Annotated in this window: 11 protein-coding genes; 3 read left to right on the forward strand and 8 right to left on the reverse strand. The window is 64.1% G+C overall.

Features of this window, described 5'->3' with window-relative positions; all coding sequences use genetic code 11:
* The 3 genes from J2T21_RS01230 to J2T21_RS01240 form a co-directional block, all read right to left on the reverse strand.
* On the reverse strand, window positions 1-348 hold the full coding sequence (locus tag J2T21_RS01230) for a hypothetical protein (protein ID WP_307577639.1): 348 nt from the start codon (window positions 346-348) through the stop codon (window positions 1-3).
* 94 nt (window positions 349-442) lie between these two features.
* Window positions 443-1,666 (reverse strand): sensor histidine kinase, encoded by a 1,224-nt coding sequence (locus J2T21_RS01235; RefSeq protein ID WP_307577641.1) that lies wholly within the window; start codon window positions 1,664-1,666, stop codon window positions 443-445.
* A complete protein-coding gene (locus J2T21_RS01240) occupies window positions 1,663-2,331 on the reverse strand; it encodes a response regulator transcription factor (RefSeq protein ID WP_307577643.1) in 669 nt (222 codons plus the stop codon). Before J2T21_RS01240 ends, J2T21_RS01235 begins: the two co-directional genes overlap by 4 nt.
* 456 nt (window positions 2,332-2,787) lie before the next feature.
* Here J2T21_RS01240 and J2T21_RS01245 point away from each other — a divergent pair, with 456 nt between their 5' ends.
* The gene (locus J2T21_RS01245) at window positions 2,788-3,510 is read left to right on the forward strand and encodes a VIT1/CCC1 transporter family protein (protein ID WP_307577645.1); all 723 of its coding nucleotides are present in this window, start codon (window positions 2,788-2,790) and stop codon (window positions 3,508-3,510) included.
* A gap of 310 nt (window positions 3,511-3,820) precedes the next feature.
* On the opposite strand, the gene J2T21_RS01250 is transcribed toward J2T21_RS01245, so the two are convergent.
* On the reverse strand, window positions 3,821-4,660 hold the full coding sequence (locus J2T21_RS01250; protein WP_307577647.1) for a hypothetical protein: 840 nt from the start codon (window positions 4,658-4,660) through the stop codon (window positions 3,821-3,823).
* Window positions 4,661-4,774: 114 nt separating this feature from the next.
* The gene (locus tag J2T21_RS01255; protein ID WP_307577649.1) at window positions 4,775-5,800 is read right to left on the reverse strand and encodes a zinc-dependent alcohol dehydrogenase family protein; all 1,026 of its coding nucleotides are present in this window, start codon (window positions 5,798-5,800) and stop codon (window positions 4,775-4,777) included.
* Between the two features lie 218 nt (window positions 5,801-6,018).
* Here J2T21_RS01255 and ppsA point away from each other — a divergent pair, with 218 nt between their 5' ends.
* Window positions 6,019-8,430 carry a phosphoenolpyruvate synthase gene (ppsA, locus tag J2T21_RS01260; protein WP_373457867.1) on the forward strand — a complete coding sequence of 804 codons (2,412 nt, stop codon included), beginning with the start codon at window positions 6,019-6,021 and terminating at the stop codon, window positions 8,428-8,430.
* A 3-nt stretch (window positions 8,431-8,433) separates the two neighbouring features.
* On the opposite strand, the gene J2T21_RS01265 is transcribed toward ppsA, so the two are convergent.
* The 3 genes from J2T21_RS01265 to J2T21_RS01275 form a co-directional block, all read right to left on the reverse strand.
* A complete protein-coding gene (locus J2T21_RS01265) occupies window positions 8,434-11,307 on the reverse strand; it encodes a glycosyl hydrolase family 65 protein (protein ID WP_307577651.1) in 2,874 nt (957 codons plus the stop codon).
* Window positions 11,308-11,412: 105 nt separating this feature from the next.
* Window positions 11,413-11,883 (reverse strand): pyridoxamine 5'-phosphate oxidase family protein, encoded by a 471-nt coding sequence (locus J2T21_RS01270; RefSeq protein ID WP_113763366.1) that lies wholly within the window; start codon window positions 11,881-11,883, stop codon window positions 11,413-11,415.
* Between the two features lie 219 nt (window positions 11,884-12,102).
* Entirely contained in the window at window positions 12,103-12,570 is a 468-nt protein-coding gene (locus tag J2T21_RS01275) for an Hsp20/alpha crystallin family protein (RefSeq protein ID WP_307577654.1), read from the reverse strand.
* 225 nt (window positions 12,571-12,795) lie between these two features.
* Here J2T21_RS01275 and J2T21_RS01280 point away from each other — a divergent pair, with 225 nt between their 5' ends.
* The gene (locus tag J2T21_RS01280; RefSeq protein WP_307577656.1) at window positions 12,796-15,552 is read left to right on the forward strand and encodes a cation-translocating P-type ATPase; all 2,757 of its coding nucleotides are present in this window, start codon (window positions 12,796-12,798) and stop codon (window positions 15,550-15,552) included.
* The last annotated feature ends 58 nt before the right edge of the window (window positions 15,553-15,610 follow it).

A 15,610-nucleotide genomic window follows, 5' to 3' on the forward strand; every position in this document is an offset into this window, starting at 1 on the left:
TCAGGATCCCGAGGACTTGCCGCTGGTGGAACCGCCGTTGCCCGGGCTGACGGGGCTCGCGGCCGACTTGGTCTGTTGGCGAACGATGGTCTTTTTGACGTGGGCGGTCGCCGGCGGCTCATCGTTCTTGGCGACGTCTGGAGTTTGCCACGCGTCGTCGTCCTGGCTTGAACCACGCACTTGCGGCGTCCCGGAATGCTGGCTGAGGCTCGAAACCGGGGTGGCGGCGGCACTCGTCGGAGCCTTCTGCAAGGCCACAAACCCGAGCCCCGCCGCCGCAATGCCACCTGCTGCAACGACTGCGGTGATGCGTGCTGCCGTCTGTTTTCCGCTGATTCGAGTGGCCATGGCCTGCTCCTGTCCCTTAGCTGTTGGTGAAGTCCTTTCCACCATCATCTACACGGATTCTTTGCGGTTTCTTAGACGGGATGGGAATTTCCCGTTAGGTCCTGGCCAAGGGCAGGACCGCGACAACTGTCGCGCCCCGGCCGCGCTCTGCCGACTCGATCAGGATCTTGCCGTGGTGGTGGGCTGCGATCTCGGCTGCCAAGGCCAGTCCGAGTCCGTAGTGGCGAGTGGCATCCGAATCGGAGGATCCGGGGCGTGCCGAAGAGAACCGCTCAAAGGCGCGTTTCTCGGTTCCCGGGGCGAAACCGGGTCCGTCGTCGGAAACGACAACGCGGGCTTCATTTCCCCGGATTTCGACAGCGACACCGACAACCGTCCTGGCATGGTCCAACGCGTTTGAAATCAGCGAGGTCAGCACACGCTGGAGTGCCACGGGCGAACCCTTCACGGTTACGGAACCGTCGGAACCCTCCAAGTGAATCCCGATATTGCGTTGCGATGCCTGCGGTGCCGCCAACTCCACGGCGTCAGCCGCAATCTTGACAAGGTCAACTGCCGTTTGCGCGGTGTTCTCCCGGGGATCGGTCGAAATAAGCAAGTCGTCCAGGATGGCGGTGAGCAGTTTGGAGTCCTCGACAAGTCGGGACACCTCGGCGGAGACAGCATCACGGGACAAATCCGATTCAGGGCCTGAAAGTTTCCTGCGCAGCAGTTGGGCCCGGGTGCTCAGCAAGGTCAGTGGCGTCCGAAGCTCATGGCTGGCATCAGCCACAAAGCGCCTCTGCAGGGCCAGGCTTTCGGACAGGGGGAGCATGGCACGCCTGGCCATCCACGCCGATGCGGCGACGGCCAGCACCGTCGCCGCGGCAATGGCAAGCACCATTGCCCACGCCAAGCGGTCCAGCGACTCCCGGCCCTCGTGGGTGTCCACGGCCACCTGGACCACCCGGTCTCCGCGGAAGGTCGTAAGAACCTCGTACGTCCGCCCGCCGGCGGAAAAGCCCTCACGTTCTTCCACCCCGGTATCTGCCACCCGGTTCATCACAGCGGTGTCGGGGAGACCCCGCGGCATGACATGTGAGCTGACAACCCCCTGGTGCTCCAGGAACGAAACGAATACTCCCAAGGGGGCATCGCGGGGTGAATCGATCCGGCTCGCATCCTCCAGGGCCCTGGTCGTGGATTCGATTGTGCTCGCCGCAACGATCGAATACAGCAGGGCCCCCATGACGACCAACAAGACCACCGTCAGGGCTGTGAATTGCACGGACAAGCGGATGGCTGCGCGACGAAGTTCGGCCACATCGCGCGTATTCATGCCAGGGGGCCCAACACATAGCCCAGCCCGCGTACCGTCCGAATGCAGGTACGGCCCAGTTTCTTGCGCAGATAGTGCACATAGGTGTCGACCACGCCGCCCTCGTCCGCATCGGAGAAGATCGATTCCAAGAGCCCTGTCCTGGTGAAGACCTGATGGGGCCGGCGGGCCAGGTGCTCCAGGAAATCGCACTCCCTTTCGGAGAGAACCACGCGTCCGGTGCCGTCGACCGTCGCGGTCCTGCTGCCGACGTCAAGGACCCCGCCGGGTATTCGAAGCATGGCTGAGGTGTCTGCGTGGCGTCTGATGAGGGAGCGAATGCGGGCCAGCAACTCGTCGAGGTCGAACGGCTTGCCCATGTAGTCTTCGGCTCCCCGGTCCAAGCCCTCGACCCTGTCCGCGGGGTTGCCCAGCGCGGAGAGAACCAGCGCAGGAGTGGAGATCCCCTTCCGGCGCAATCGCTCCAACACGTCAAGCCCCTCGAGCCCCGGAAGGCCTCGATCCATGACCATTACATCGAAGTCCCGGGTGAGTCCCTGGTGGAGGGCGCGTTGTCCGTCAGCTGCCACCACGACGTCGTAGCCTTCCCACTCAAGGAGTTCCTTTAGCATGGAGGCAAGTGCGGAGTCATCTTCCACCACCAGTACGCTGTGTTCTTCGGCCATGATCTGAAGTATATGGTCCGTGGCCGCCCTGGCTACCGTACCGCGTTCCTTCGCGGCCGCTCGATGTGGCCAAACATGTCAGGCTGCCATTCCTGCCCCATGCACAAGCAGTGCCATGCCCAGGAAGCGCAATGCCGCCGCCGGGCCTGACGGTGTCCGTCCGTCCCTCGCCTTCGCGCAGACCATGCGCGACCTTCGGCAGGTGGATTCCTTCGTGTGCAGGGAGCGTACCGCCCCGCTGCACCATCTCGGCAGTCCCCGTTTGGACATTGCAGTGTTCGCGATGCGGGGCACTGCACCGCGCCGGAGTTCCAGGCACTCCGCCCGAGGCGGTGCCTAGAACTGCGGCAGAATCGCCGACCCATCGACATGGCGTGTCGCGAAAGGAGGTGTTGCTGCGTCTTGGCTGTTCCGGCGGTGGTGGCTGCGCGGGCCCCCGCGTGGTTAGCTGATGGCATGACCGATACGACCAGTACCCACCCCAACGAGCCACACGACGCGAATTTCGCTGAGCGCCTGAATTGGCTTCGCGCCGGGGTGCTCGGAGCCAACGACGGAATAGTTTCCGTGGCTGCGACGGTTGTCGGCGTCGCAGGAGTCACCAACGATCCAGCCCCGATCCTGGTGGCGGGCATGGCCGCTGTCGTCGGCGGTGCGATTTCCATGGCCCTGGGCGAATACGTTTCCGTAAGCAGCCAGCGCGATAGCCAACACGCATTGATCCAGAAGGAACGTCGGGAACTGGCCGAAGACCCCGAAGCCGAGCTGGCTGAACTGGCGGGAATATACGAAGCCAAGGGCCTGAGCCGGGGCACGGCCGCACTGGTAGCCGAGGAACTGACAGAACATGATGCCCTGGCCGCCCATCTCTCGGCGGAGCTGAACATAGACGAAACCGAAGTCGTCAATCCGTGGCATGCGGCATATGCCTCGGCGGCCGCCTTTGTGGTGGGTGCCGTGCTTCCGATGCTCGCCATCTTGTTGCCTCCTGCGGGGTTGCGCGTGCCGGTGACGTTTGTTGCCGTCTTGGTCGCCCTGGGCCTGGCGGGAATGCTCAGCGCCTACATCGGAGGAAGCTCCAAGCGTGTTGCGGCCGTTCGCCTGGTCGTGGGTGGGGCGCTCGCCCTTGCGGCCACATATCTCGTCGGTACCTTTCTCGGAGCCAGTGGAATCGTCTAGAGGACCCACCGGCATCCCCATGCGCCTGCTCCGGGACGAGGCGTGCGGGCTGCCTTCGGAGGCACTTCTTCACAAGCCACCCATGCAAGGTGGTGCTTCCGTGAAACCTCACGGCTTCCAGCCCTCCAGAGCAGCCGTGTCTGAGATTGCGGAGGAATATCCGAGGGCCCGGGTTCCCCCATCTCGATGTGTGGGTGTTTCGGCGGCAGTGGCGACCAAGCGCCGCCGGCGCCCTGAAATCCATCCCGGATTGCCAGATGCCTGTTCGTTCCCCGGAAGCTCCTCTCGGGCGCGGCTCCTTGCAATGCCACTACGAGGGCACCACCTTGCCGTGGTACCCTCGCCAGTCGCGGCGTTCGTAAGGCAGTGGCCTCGGTCTGAAGAACGCGACAGCCAGCAACGCCCCGGAGACAACAAGCACCAAGTCCATAACCAGAAGGCCCAACACCTCAAAGCGATACTCCAGCTGTTCTTGGTAGAGGAATCCAAGAAACACCAGTAGGCCCAAGGCCAAGACCCCGCCAAGGAAAAGGACCCTGCCGGCGGCCGGCGCCGCCTTCAGCGCGGTGTTGGCCAAAGGTACGCCAAGGAACATCGCGGCCAGGGCCAATGTCGCATATCCGAGGTTCTCGAGACCGATGAATATCCCGTGCGGGTTGTACTGGGACAACAACGACAGATCGGAAGTTTCGCCGGCGAGCAGGCTGGGTTGCACCACCGATAGCTGCAAGCCGTAATCGATCACCAGCGCCCCCGCCGCGACCACCGCCAGGCATGTTCCGGCAAGAGTCCATCCTTTCCACCGACCCGACGCCGAGGAGTGGACGGATGCGGCCAACACGACAAATGCGATGGCGCCCAAAATGGCGGGGTACATCCACAGATAATCACGCGGGACGTATTCGGCGACGTCTGTATAAGGATATGAAATGCACCCTGACCTGCAATACGGACCCGAACGGGGCGGGGTCGTGACTGCCACCGCGAGGGCCACCGCCGAGGAGGCAGCCGTCATCACCGCTGCCCAGAATCCCAGGCGGGTGCCCATCTGCCGCGCGTAATCAACGTCCGTTTCTTCGGCCGAAGCCCCCGGTCGTTCCCTGCGCGGGACAGTATTGACGGGTTCGACATGTTTCGAGTGCTCCATCATGAAGGTTCCTTTGAAAGGCCCGCAGATTCGCGGGGAAGAGGCGGCGGAAACTGGATCGAGTTACGCCGTGCGTGTGGGAATGCGGGCCACGAGCCGCCTTCGGCGGCTGGTGCATCAAGTGGCGGGCGTGGCGGCGTTCCCACCGATGCGCAGTACCGCCGCCCCGTTGACCCGGTCCGCGGCCAAGTCCTCCAAGGCCACGTCGGCGGCCGAGAACGGATACATGGCGGTGGTCGGCTGCAATGGTATTTGGGCGGCCAGGGACAGGAACTCCTGGCCGTCCGCCCTGGTGTTGGCCGTGACGCTGCGCAGCTGGCGTTCCTGGAAAAGTTCGGATTGGTAATCCAGCGGCGGGATGTCGGAAAGATGGATGCCGGCCACCGCGAGGGTCCCCCCGCGGTCCAGCGCACGCAGGGCCACCGGGACCAGGTCCCCGGCCGGGGCAAACAGGATGGCTGAATCCAGTGGCTCCGGAGGGATATCGGACGGTCCCCCGACAAAGTCCGCGCCGAGGCTTCGCGCGAGTGAGCGGGCGGCCTCCGACCGCGTCATGACGTATACGGATGCACCGGCATGGCGTGCCATCTGGGCGGTCAAGTGTGCGGAACCGCCAAACCCGTAGATCCCCAAGCGGCCCCCGGGTGGAAGCTCCGCACGCTTGAGCGCGCGGTACCCGATGATTCCGGAACACAGGAGCGGAGCTGCCTGCTCGTCGGTGAAGATCTCCGGGATCCGGTAGGCAAATGCCTCCGAAACGGTGACAAGCTCTGCATAGCCCCCATCCCTGTCCCAACCGGTGAATGTCGGGGAAAGACAGAGGTTCTCCCTCCCGCTTTTGCAGAACCGGCAGGAGCCGCAGGTCTTCCCCAGCCATGGAATGCCGACCCGGTCGCCAGGGCTGAACAACGTGCACCCGGGCCCCAATTCCCGGACCAAGCCCACCACTTCGTGCCCGGGCACCACCTGCCGATGCCGCGGGGCCAGATCCCCCTCGGCAAGGTGCAGGTCGGTGCGGCAGACGCCGCACACGCTGACCTCCAACAGCAATTCTCCCGGACCGGGTATCGGCTCTGGTCGTTCGCCCATGACCATCGGGCGCGAGGCCGCAACTCCAGGCTCATCGACCCACCAAGCAAGCACGAGTTCTTCCTTTCCGCCCCCGGGATACCACCGAGCTTGGCGGTCCGGCGTCCCCGGGGCTAGGGCACAAGGTCCTACGCGGGGCCCGGGAAACCGGTGAGAGCCCGATCGCCACGCCCGGCAGGCGGTCCAGTGCCTTAATCCCCTAGCCGACACCCGCGTCCGCGGAGTTGACTGTGAAGAGGAATGTGGATTCGGGAGCCAACAAGGAAGAAATAATGGACGCGATGAACGAGAACGTGCTGTGGCTGGGGGATGTGGGTCGGGCGGATGTGTCCGTCGTGGGCGGAAAGAACGCCTCGTTGGGGGAGTTGATCGGCTCGCTTCTCACCGAGGGTGTGGGAGTTCCGGACGGCTTTGCGCTGACGGCGTCCGCCTACCGAAAGTACGTTGCAGCCAACGGCCTGGAACCGAGGATCGCCGGGATCCTGGCCAAGCGGGAATCCGGAAACCTCACCTGGCGCCAGGCGGGGTCCGCGATCCGGGAGTTGGTGCTTGCCGGTGAATTCCCCGCTGAAATCACGGACCGGATCCGTCGTTTCTACCGGGACCTTGCCGCGCGTACCGACGAAACCGACCCGGCCGTGGCGGTCCGCAGCAGTGCAACGGCCGAGGACCTCCCGGAAGCAAGCTTCGCAGGACAGCAGGAAAGCTTTCTCAACATCAGGGGCGAACCGGCTCTGCTTGACGCCTGCCGACGGGCCTATGCCTCCCTGTTCACCGACCGGGCGATCAGCTATCGGGACATCATGGGCTTTGGGCAGCTGGACGTTGCCTTGTCCGTCGGAGTCCAGCTCATGGTCAGGTCGGATATGGGTTCTTCCGGCGTCATGTTCTCGCTGGACACCGAAACGGGGTTTCCCCGGGCCGCGGTCATCAGCGCCAATTGGGGGCTGGGTGAAACGGTGGTGCAGGGCACCGTGAACCCCGACAGGTACTGCGTTTTCAAGCCGTTGCTTGCCGAGCTCGAATGTTCGCCGATCATCGAAAAGACCCGTGGCTCCAAGCTGCGCAAGCTGGTTTATGCCCCCGGTGGCGGCAGCGGAACGCTGATGGCGGACACCACGGAAGCAGAAAGGGGCTCCTTCGTCTTGGACGACGCGGACATCGTTCAACTGGGTCGGTGGGCCGTGCGGATCGAGAGTCACTATGGGGGGCCCATGGACATGGAGTGGGCCAAGGACGGGATCACTGGGGAACTGTTCATTGTCCAGGCCCGGCCGGAGACGGTGCAGGCGCGCAAGAGCGGCACTCTCATGCGGGTGCACCGGTTGACCGAGCAGGGAACCCTGCTGGCGACGGGGGCCGCGGTGGGCGAAGCCATTGCCTCGGGACGGGCTTGCATCATCAAGGACGCGGCGGACATCGGGGACTTCATCGACGGGGCGGTGCTGGTCACTGAGCAAACCGACCCGGACTGGGTGCCCGTGATGAAGCGGGCCAGCGCCATCGTGACGGACAAGGGAGGGGCCACCAGCCACGCAGCCATTGTGGGACGGGAGCTGGGAATCGTGGCTGTGGTGGGAACCTCCAACGGCACGCGCGTGATCACGGAGGGGGAGGCTGTGACCGTTTCCTGCGCGGAGGGGGACAAGGGCAACGTCTACGAAGGCCTGCTTGCAAGCACTGCGGAAGATACCGATCTGGGCGAATTGCCAACCACACGCACCGCGCTCATGGTGAACATGGCAAACCCGTCGACGGCCTTTAAATGGTGGCGCCTGCCCGCCCGGGGAGTGGGGCTGGCACGGATGGAATTCGTCATCAACGACATGGTCCGTGTCCACCCGATGGCGGTGGCCTTCCCCGAGCGGGTGGCCGACGCCGCGGCTCGGGGCGAGATCGAGGACATGGCCAAGGGCTATGCCGACCCGGCCGACTACTTCGTGCAGACGCTCGCGCGCGGATTGGCCAAGCTCGCCGCACCGTTCCACCCGGCACCGGCCATCGTGCGCTTCAGCGACTTCAAGACCAACGAATACGCCAACCTGGTCGGTGGCGCTTCGTTCGAGACAGAGGAAGCCAACCCCATGCTTGGTTTCCGCGGGGCATCCCGCTACTACGACGAACGCTATCGCGCGGGCTTTGAGCTTGAGTGCAAGGCCATCGTCCGGTTGCGGGGGCATTGCGGATTCTCGAACGTCATCGTCATGGTCCCTTTTTGCCGGACCCTGGACGAGGCCGATCGGGTGCTGGCCGTCATGGGTGAGAACGGGCTGGTCCGGGGCACGGACGGGCTCAAGGTCTACATGATGTGCGAGGTTCCATCGAATGTCGTTCTTGCCGGGCAATTCGCCTCCAGGTTCGACGGATTCTCGATCGGGTCCAACGACCTGACCCAGCTGGTGCTTGGCGTTGACCGGGATTCGGCGGAACTTTCGACCTTGTTCGACGAACGTGACGCCGCGGTCGAATCGATGATCGGCGAGGCCATCGACAAGGCACACGCCGCCGGAATCCGGATAGGGATTTGCGGCCAGGGTCCGAGCAACCACCCGGACTTTGCGCAGTTCCTGGTGAATGAAGGGATCGACTCCATCTCGCTGAACCCGGACAGCTTCTTGCGCACGGTGCCCGTCATTGCGGCGGCCGAGGCCGCTGGCGGTGTTCGGCCAGAGGTCTCGCCCTGAGGCCTACTTGCGAAGCGGGGTCTCGAACACCGCACCGGGATGGAGGGTCTTGCGGATCCCCTCCACGTGGACGTGGATGGGCCGCGCCGAGCCTGGATGCAGGCGCAGGACCGCGCGGTCATGGTCCAGCTCGATGTCGATGGGCTGTCCGCGGTAACTGATCTGGAACGCGATGCGTGGCAACTCCGCGGGCAGCCTGGGGTGAATCCGCAGTTCGTCTTGGCGTGTTTCCACGCCCCCGTAGCAGCGGATCGCCATGTCCACGGTTCCGGCCATCGCACCCAGATGCACCCCCTCGCGTGTCGTGCCTCCCTGGGCGTCGGACAGGTCGCATTCCAGCGCCTGGCTGAAGAGCGACCACGACTTCTCCCTGTCGCTGCGGGCCAGGACCCAACTGTGTGCCAGCCTGCTGAGCGTTGATCCGTGGCTGGTGCGTGCCAGGAAGTAGCCCACGGTGCGACGGACCAACTCGGGAGGCAGCGCGTAGCCGAGATGTTCGAACAGCGAGCGTAGCTCCTCGGCCGAAAACAGGTAGAACAGCATCAGGACATCCGCCTGCTTGGAGATCTGGTAGCGGTTGGTGGTGTCCGCCTCGGCTTGCAGAATCAGGTCCAGACGCCCGATGTTGCCGTACTTGGCCCGATAGGTGTCCCAGTCGAATTCGGAGAGATCCTCATAACCGTCGAACTGGCTGATGATGCCGTCGGCATGGAAATGCAGGCGCAAGCGTTGGCCCACGTGGCACCAGTGCCGCATTTCTTCCTGGCCGGGTAGCCAGGGTGCCGCCGCATCTTGGAGGTCCAGCGATTTGACGATCTTCAGTGCGTCCGCGGTCCGGGCAAGAACCCACGAAGCCAGGACGTTTGTGTAGGTGTTGTTCCTGATGCCCAACTCCACGCTGTCCGGGTAGGCGTCATGGAATTCGTCGGGGCCCATGACACCGGCTATGTCGAACCGGTCCGAGCTCTGGTCGTAGCTTGCGCGCGAGACAAAGTACCGGGAGACCTCCGCCAGGATCTCCGCCCCGTACCTGGCCAGGAAACCGTCGTCGGCCGTCACCTGGTAATACTGCCAGACGCTGTATGCGACGGCGAGCCCCACATGGACCTGAAGGTGGGAATGGTCGGGCATCCACCTGCCGTCGAGGATATTGAACAGCTGGTTGGGGGTCTCCTCCCTGCCGCTGCTGCCGCTCTGCCACGGAAACATGGCACCCCCGTAGCCTGCTGCCGTGGCCGCTGCCCGAGCCTGGTCCAGCCTCCGGTAGCGGTACATCAGCAATTGGCGGGTGAGCTCCGGACGCCGAAGGGTGAGCATGGGATAGACGAACATTTCATCCCAGAAGATATGGCCCCGGTATCCCTCGCCATGCAATCCGCGGGCGGGAATCCCGGCATCGATTTCGGCATTGACCGGCACGGACTGGAGAACATGGAAGGTGTTCAGGTTCATGGCAAGGGCCGCAGGTGTCTCGGCAGGAAGCTTCACGCCAAAGCGGGACCACAGGGCACCCCAGGCGTGCGTGTGCCTGGCCAACAGGGCTGCAAAATCCGGAGCCCGCTCCAGTCGCGCGGCGGCGTCCAATGACGGCCTGGAGATGGCGCTGTCGCGCGACGTCGATGCCGCCACCGTCTTCTCGATGATGATCGGTTCACCGGCCGTAAGCATGCAGGTTATTTCGATGCCGGACAATCCATCGACGGACACGAACCGCGAGCTGTGGACGACGGGTCCTCCGTTCTGGTCGAAAACCCGGGTGCGTGCGGCCATGGCGATCGCAAGCCCGGATTGATTCGTTTGGACGTCCACGATGACGGTGTCCGGGCCCGCCGGGACTGCTCTGGCCGGCTGCAGATGCGTCTTGGCGAGCATGGAGTCGACGGTTGCGTTGCCGTTGGTGACGGATGTGTTGATGGCCGAAAGGATGCTGATGCTTCCGGACCAGTTCCCCGCCACGATTCTGGTTTCCATGGCGGCGAGCCGAGGGTCGGCTTGTGACTGGAGACGCCGCGACGAAACGGCCGTGGTCCTGCCCTCGCCATCGGCGTAGTTGTCATCCACTTCGAAAAGTCCGCGACGAAGGTCCAACCGCTGGGAGTGCTCCTGCAAGAAGGCAGAACGCGCGCTGTAGGCGGGTGCTCCCGTTCGCGCAACCGTCAGGTACGTCCAGTCGGGGGCATTGACCAGGTGTTCGTCCTCCCTCGGAACGGAATCCACCACGGTCACAAGCCTGTTGTAGATCCCTGCAAAGTAGGTTCCGGGATAGTGGACCCCGTCGTTCGTGGCCCCTGGCTGAGAACCACGTGTGGCCCAGTATCCGTTTCCGAGTGTGAACAAGGACTCCCTTAATCCTTCATGCGCCGGGTCGAATCCGTGGCTGGCCAGGGTCCAGGCATCGGGGCCGGTCAGGAGGCGAGGCTGGGCAATTGCGGTTTCGGGGGCGCCGATGCCAGCCAAGTCGAGGCCGGAAAGCGTAGCGAGCTCGATATCGGCATCGATGGCGCGCGGGGGCTCGCCGTTGCCCGGGACCTCGATGCCGATGACCAAGCCGAACCCTCCTGCCGTTGCTGCCCTGATTCCGGCAGGTGAACTGCCCAAGACCACGATGGCCGCCGGGTGGGTTCGCATCCGGCGAGCGGCCTCCAGGAACATGGCGGGGTCAGGTGCCGCGGGCAACGAGATCCGTGCGCCATCCGCTCCGTCCACCACCACCGTGACCAGTGGTTCGATTCCCGCGACCCGCAACCAGAGGCGGCCGTTCCGGCTTGTGGTGACCGCCGCAGTGTGTACACCGTCCGCATGCAGTTGCCGCAGCAGGGGACGCAGGGGAGAAGCCATGCGCAGGCCGTCCAGGTCGAGGAGCACTGCGTCGAACATTCCTCCCGGACCGGTTCTGCCACGCGCCGTGGGGAGATTCTCGAGTTTCATTGCGTCCTTGTCCCGGGCGTTGTTCGCTGCAGGGCCCGGCGGATCCAGATGCCCTTATTCAAGCCCCGCGCGCGTCGCCTCGTCCAAGGGAACTTTCCACGTCGTGGACGGTTCCAAGGTGAAGCGCCTTCCGGTCACTTTCTCCGGAAGGATCCGCACGAGGTGGTCCTTGCCGATGCCTTGCCACGGAAACAGTCCACGGCCGACGGTCTCCAGAATGGGATCCGGCGAGGTGGAGATTTCCACCCGGCCCCTGATGACCACGCTCCAGGCCCGTCCGGATTCACCGCTGACGGAATCGGCTTCAAGGGCGACGCGCGCGTCGTTCTTGATGTCAGTGAACTTGCTGCCGCCACCGGTCCTGAACAGGAGCGATTCCCCATCGACCTTGTAGTTCACGGGAAAGACGTCGGGAGCGCCGTCCGTGGACACGGCCAGCCGCCCGACTGACGTCTCGGAAAGCAGCTTCCAGCACTGCCCTGCGGTGAGGATTTCTGTCTTTGGAACCAAGGAGTTCTCTCTCATGGGAATGATCGTACGGGGATGCCTGCCGGGGGAACAGGGCACGAAGGCCCGGACATCTGCCGCTCCCGGGATATCGTGTTGGAGGCACCGACCCCGGAGCGCGCCCTCGGCCCGGGGCCGAAGCACCAGAAACCAGCATCTTGGCCGATGCAAGGGAGGATCCCCAATCAAGAACGGTTGGGGATCCACTCAAGGATGTTATGGGCGGGACGGGGATGGCTACTCCCGGGTGATCGCCACCTTTGCAGGGGCGGCAGGTGCTTGCTCTTCAGGAAGCGTTGCCTGGATCTCCAGGATGCCGTCCTTGTAGCTGGCCTTGATGTCGTCCTCGGTGACTCCCCCGGGGAGAGCAATCCTCCTCTGCAACGAACCATAGTGGAACTCGGAACGATAGCTGTTCTCCGTCTTGGATTCGGTCTTCTGCTCGCGCCTGGCGCTGATGTTCAGGACCCCGTCGGCAATGGACACATCGATGTCGCGGTCCGGATCCACGCCAGGGAGTTCGGCACGGACCACCAACGTGTTGTCCTTGATGGTTTCTTCGACGCGGATGGAGGCGTTCTCGGTGCCACCGTCGAACAGCCGCTGAAAGGTGTCCAGGACACCGAAAGGCGACTTCGTGAACAGGTCGAAGGGAGCTGCCCAGCGTGCTGCATCCAGTGGGGACCAGCTCAAGATCTCAGTCATGTCATTTCTCCTGTGGGGGGGGGTGTGGCTCCGCATGCTAAGGCGGGGCGGGGCAGTTCCAGTAGATCCTGCACCGGCTGAGGGGAATAGAGCCGAAAGCCCCTTCCCTCCGTTCGGCGGCGCTGCAATCATGAAGAGGCTTGGGAACAATCCGCCTCGCTTGCCTGACAGCGCGATGTGCCGGCCCCGAGATGGTTCGCGACCTCCAGCGATGGACAAGATGACATGGACTTCTATAGCCCGGACGCAATCTCGAGCGCAACCTCGGAGGGCCTCAACCCCCAAGAGCCCCTTGAGCGGCTGTTGCGCGATCTGCGCGGGCGTCCGGAAGGCCTTTCGGCGAGGGAATCCGAACGGCGCCTGATCGTTTTCGGCCGCAACGAGCTGACCAAGCGGGGCCGGAGCCAGTGGCCGCGCGAGTTGGGCAGACAATTCATTCATCCTTTGGCCCTGTTGTTGTGGGTCGCCGCGGGGCTGGCGTTTGCAGCAGGAAGCGCCGCCTTGTCCGTGGCGATTGTTGCGGTAATCGTTTTGAATGCGCTCTTCGCCTTCTTCCAGGAACGGCATGCGGAGCATGCGGTTGAAGCATTGTCCGCATACCTGCCCGCCCAGGCCAGGGTCAGGCGTGAAGGAAGCGAAGTGTTGGTTGACGCAACCAGTCTCGTTCCAGGAGACGTCATCGTCATCAGGGAAGGCGACCAGGTCTCGGCGGATTGCCGCCTGCTTTCCGGGTCCCTGGAAATGGATGTGTCCACGCTGACCGGCGAATCACTGCCGGTGGTCAGGAGCGCCGACCCGGTGGGAGTGCAGGGCGTGCCCCTGCTCCAGGCACAGGATGTAGTCTTCAGCGGCAGTTCCTGCACCGGGGGCGAAGCAACCGCGGTGGTCTATGCGACGGGAATGCGCACCGAAATGGGGCGAATCGCTGCCCTCACCCAGAGCATGGGGCACGAGCCAAGCCCGTTGGAAAAGCAGGTAGCACACATGGCGCGGCTGATTGCAATTGTTGCCGTGGCGATGGGTCTCGCCTTCATTCCGCTGGGAACGCTTCTGGGTGGACTGTCGTTTGGAGACGCACTCAATTTCTCGATTGGTCTTCTGGTTGCCAATGTTCCGGAAGGACTGCTGCCGACCATCACCTTGGCGCTCGCCGTGGGCGTGCGGTCGCTGGCCCGGCGCGGAGCCCTGGTAAAACGGATCTCCGCCGTGGAGACGCTGGGGTCAACGAGCGTGATTTGTACGGACAAGACGGGCACCTTGACCATGAACCGCATGCAAGTCCTCAAGTTCTGGACCACCGGAGGCGAGCAGGAACTGGCCGCCGGAAACGTTCGGGCCCAACGCGCCCCCGTGCCACGGTTCGCGGCCTCGGCCGCGACGTGTACCAGCGCCCAGCTTGCGGGCCCCGACGGGCACGGGGAAGCGGGCGATCCCACGGAGCTGGCGCTTCTCCACCTGGCGGACGAACTGGGAACAACCGCTGAAAGCCTCGGCGCTGTGCAGCTGAGGCAATTCCATTTCGACCCCGCACTGCGGCGCATGTCCACGATCGACCGAATCGGCCCTGCAACCGAAGTGCATTCGAAGGGCGCCCCCGAAGACATCCTCCCGCTATGCTCGCACCTTGCCGTCGAAGGACACGAGCGTGCCATGACCGACGAAGACCGCGAGCTGATCGGCAGCGTCGTCGACACCTGGGCGGCCGAGGGGCTGCGAATCCTGGCGCTGGCCGACAAGCCGCTGGCGTCGATGGAAGCTTCCGGCATGTCGCGGCAGCAGGCGGAAAAGAACATGACATTCCTGGGGCTTGCCGCCATGCTGGACCCGCCTCGTCCACAGGTCTTCGACGCCGTGGCGAGGTGCCACTCGGCCGGGATCCGGTTGATTGTCATCACCGGGGACAATGGGCTGACGGCGGCCGGGATCGCCCGCAACGTCGGGATCGGAGGCGCCGGGCTCGACACCATCAGCGGCGCCGAGTTGGACGAATTGAGTGAGGCCGAGCTGGACCAGCTGCTGGAAACCGGTGGCGAACTGGTCTTCGCCCGAAGCTCGCCCGAGGCGAAACTTCGAATCACCGACGCGCTCCAGGACCTCGGCCATGTGGTTGCCATGACCGGGGACGGTGTGAATGACGCGCCGGCGCTGCGCCGGGCCGACATCGGTGTTGCCATGGGATGCTCCGGGACCGATGTTGCCCGCGAGGCAGCGACGATGGTGCTCACGGACGATGATTTCGCCTCCATCGTCAGCGCCGTCGAAGCCGGACGCCGGGTGTATGACAACGTGCGCAAGTTCATCGTGTACATTTTCGCCCACGCCACCCCGGAAGTGATCCCATTTCTCATCTATGCCACCTCCGGCGGGAGCATTCCGCTGCCCCTGACCGTTATGCAGATCCTCGCCATCGACCTCTTCACCGAAACGTTGCCGGTCTTGGCGCTCGGGCGAGAAGCTCCCGAACCGGGCCTGATGCAACGCTCGCCCCGGCCGAGGACGGAAAAGGTCATTACCGGGCCCATGCTGGTACGGGCCTGGGCGGTACTGGGGGGAACATCGGCCATCCTGGTCACGGCGGGATTCCTGGTGACGCTCCGCGCCGGTGGATGGACGTTCGGCGCAGACGTTGGTAGCGGCCAAATGCATACCCTCTGGCAGCAGGCCACGACCATGACCTTTCTGGGAATTGTTGCCTGCCAGGTTGGCACGGCCATGGCGGCACGCACTCAGACCGTCTCCCTCTTCAAGATCGGGTTCTCCGGCAACCGCCTGCTGCTGGCAGGAATCTTCTTTGAGTTGGCTTTCAGCGCCGCGGTGGTGGTCATTGCCCCCTTGCGCCTGGTGTTCGGCACGGTGATGCCGGAATGGTGGCAACTTCTGATGTTGCTTCCTTTCCCGCTCCTGGTCTGGGGCAGCGATGAACTATTCAAGTCCGTGCGTCGACGCGTCGACGCAACACACACCTCACGACAAGCCGAGTGATTGCAGGGGCAAGATCCCCGCGGAAGGCCCTGCGCGGGAAGGCCCCTAATCCACGGGG

Origin of the sequence: Paeniglutamicibacter psychrophenolicus (genome assembly GCF_030812255.1) — a bacterium.
Taxonomy (GTDB): Bacteria; Actinomycetota; Actinomycetes; order Actinomycetales; family Micrococcaceae; genus Paeniglutamicibacter; species Paeniglutamicibacter psychrophenolicus_A.

What these genes read in the sequence shown, in the direction of transcription:
- J2T21_RS01230 (WP_307577639.1), bottom strand. Translation starts at nt 348, where the DNA reads ATGGCCACTCGAATCAGCGGAAAACAGACGGCAGCACGCATCACCGCA.
- J2T21_RS01235 (WP_307577641.1), bottom strand. Translation starts at nt 1,666, where the DNA reads ATGAATACGCGCGATGTGGCCGAACTTCGTCGCGCAGCCATCCGCTTG.
- J2T21_RS01240 (WP_307577643.1), bottom strand. Translation starts at nt 2,331, where the DNA reads ATGGCCGAAGAACACAGCGTACTGGTGGTGGAAGATGACTCCGCACTT.
- J2T21_RS01245 (WP_307577645.1), top strand. Translation starts at nt 2,788, where the DNA reads ATGACCGATACGACCAGTACCCACCCCAACGAGCCACACGACGCGAAT.
- J2T21_RS01250 (WP_307577647.1), bottom strand. Translation starts at nt 4,660, where the DNA reads ATGATGGAGCACTCGAAACATGTCGAACCCGTCAATACTGTCCCGCGC.
- ppsA (WP_373457867.1), top strand. Translation starts at nt 6,019, where the DNA reads ATGGACGCGATGAACGAGAACGTGCTGTGGCTGGGGGATGTGGGTCGG.
- J2T21_RS01265 (WP_307577651.1), bottom strand. Translation starts at nt 11,307, where the DNA reads ATGTTCGACGCAGTGCTCCTCGACCTGGACGGCCTGCGCATGGCTTCT.
- J2T21_RS01270 (WP_113763366.1), bottom strand. Translation starts at nt 11,883, where the DNA reads ATGAGAGAGAACTCCTTGGTTCCAAAGACAGAAATCCTCACCGCAGGG.
- J2T21_RS01275 (WP_307577654.1), bottom strand. Translation starts at nt 12,570, where the DNA reads ATGACTGAGATCTTGAGCTGGTCCCCACTGGATGCAGCACGCTGGGCA.
- J2T21_RS01280 (WP_307577656.1), top strand. Translation starts at nt 12,796, where the DNA reads ATGGACTTCTATAGCCCGGACGCAATCTCGAGCGCAACCTCGGAGGGC.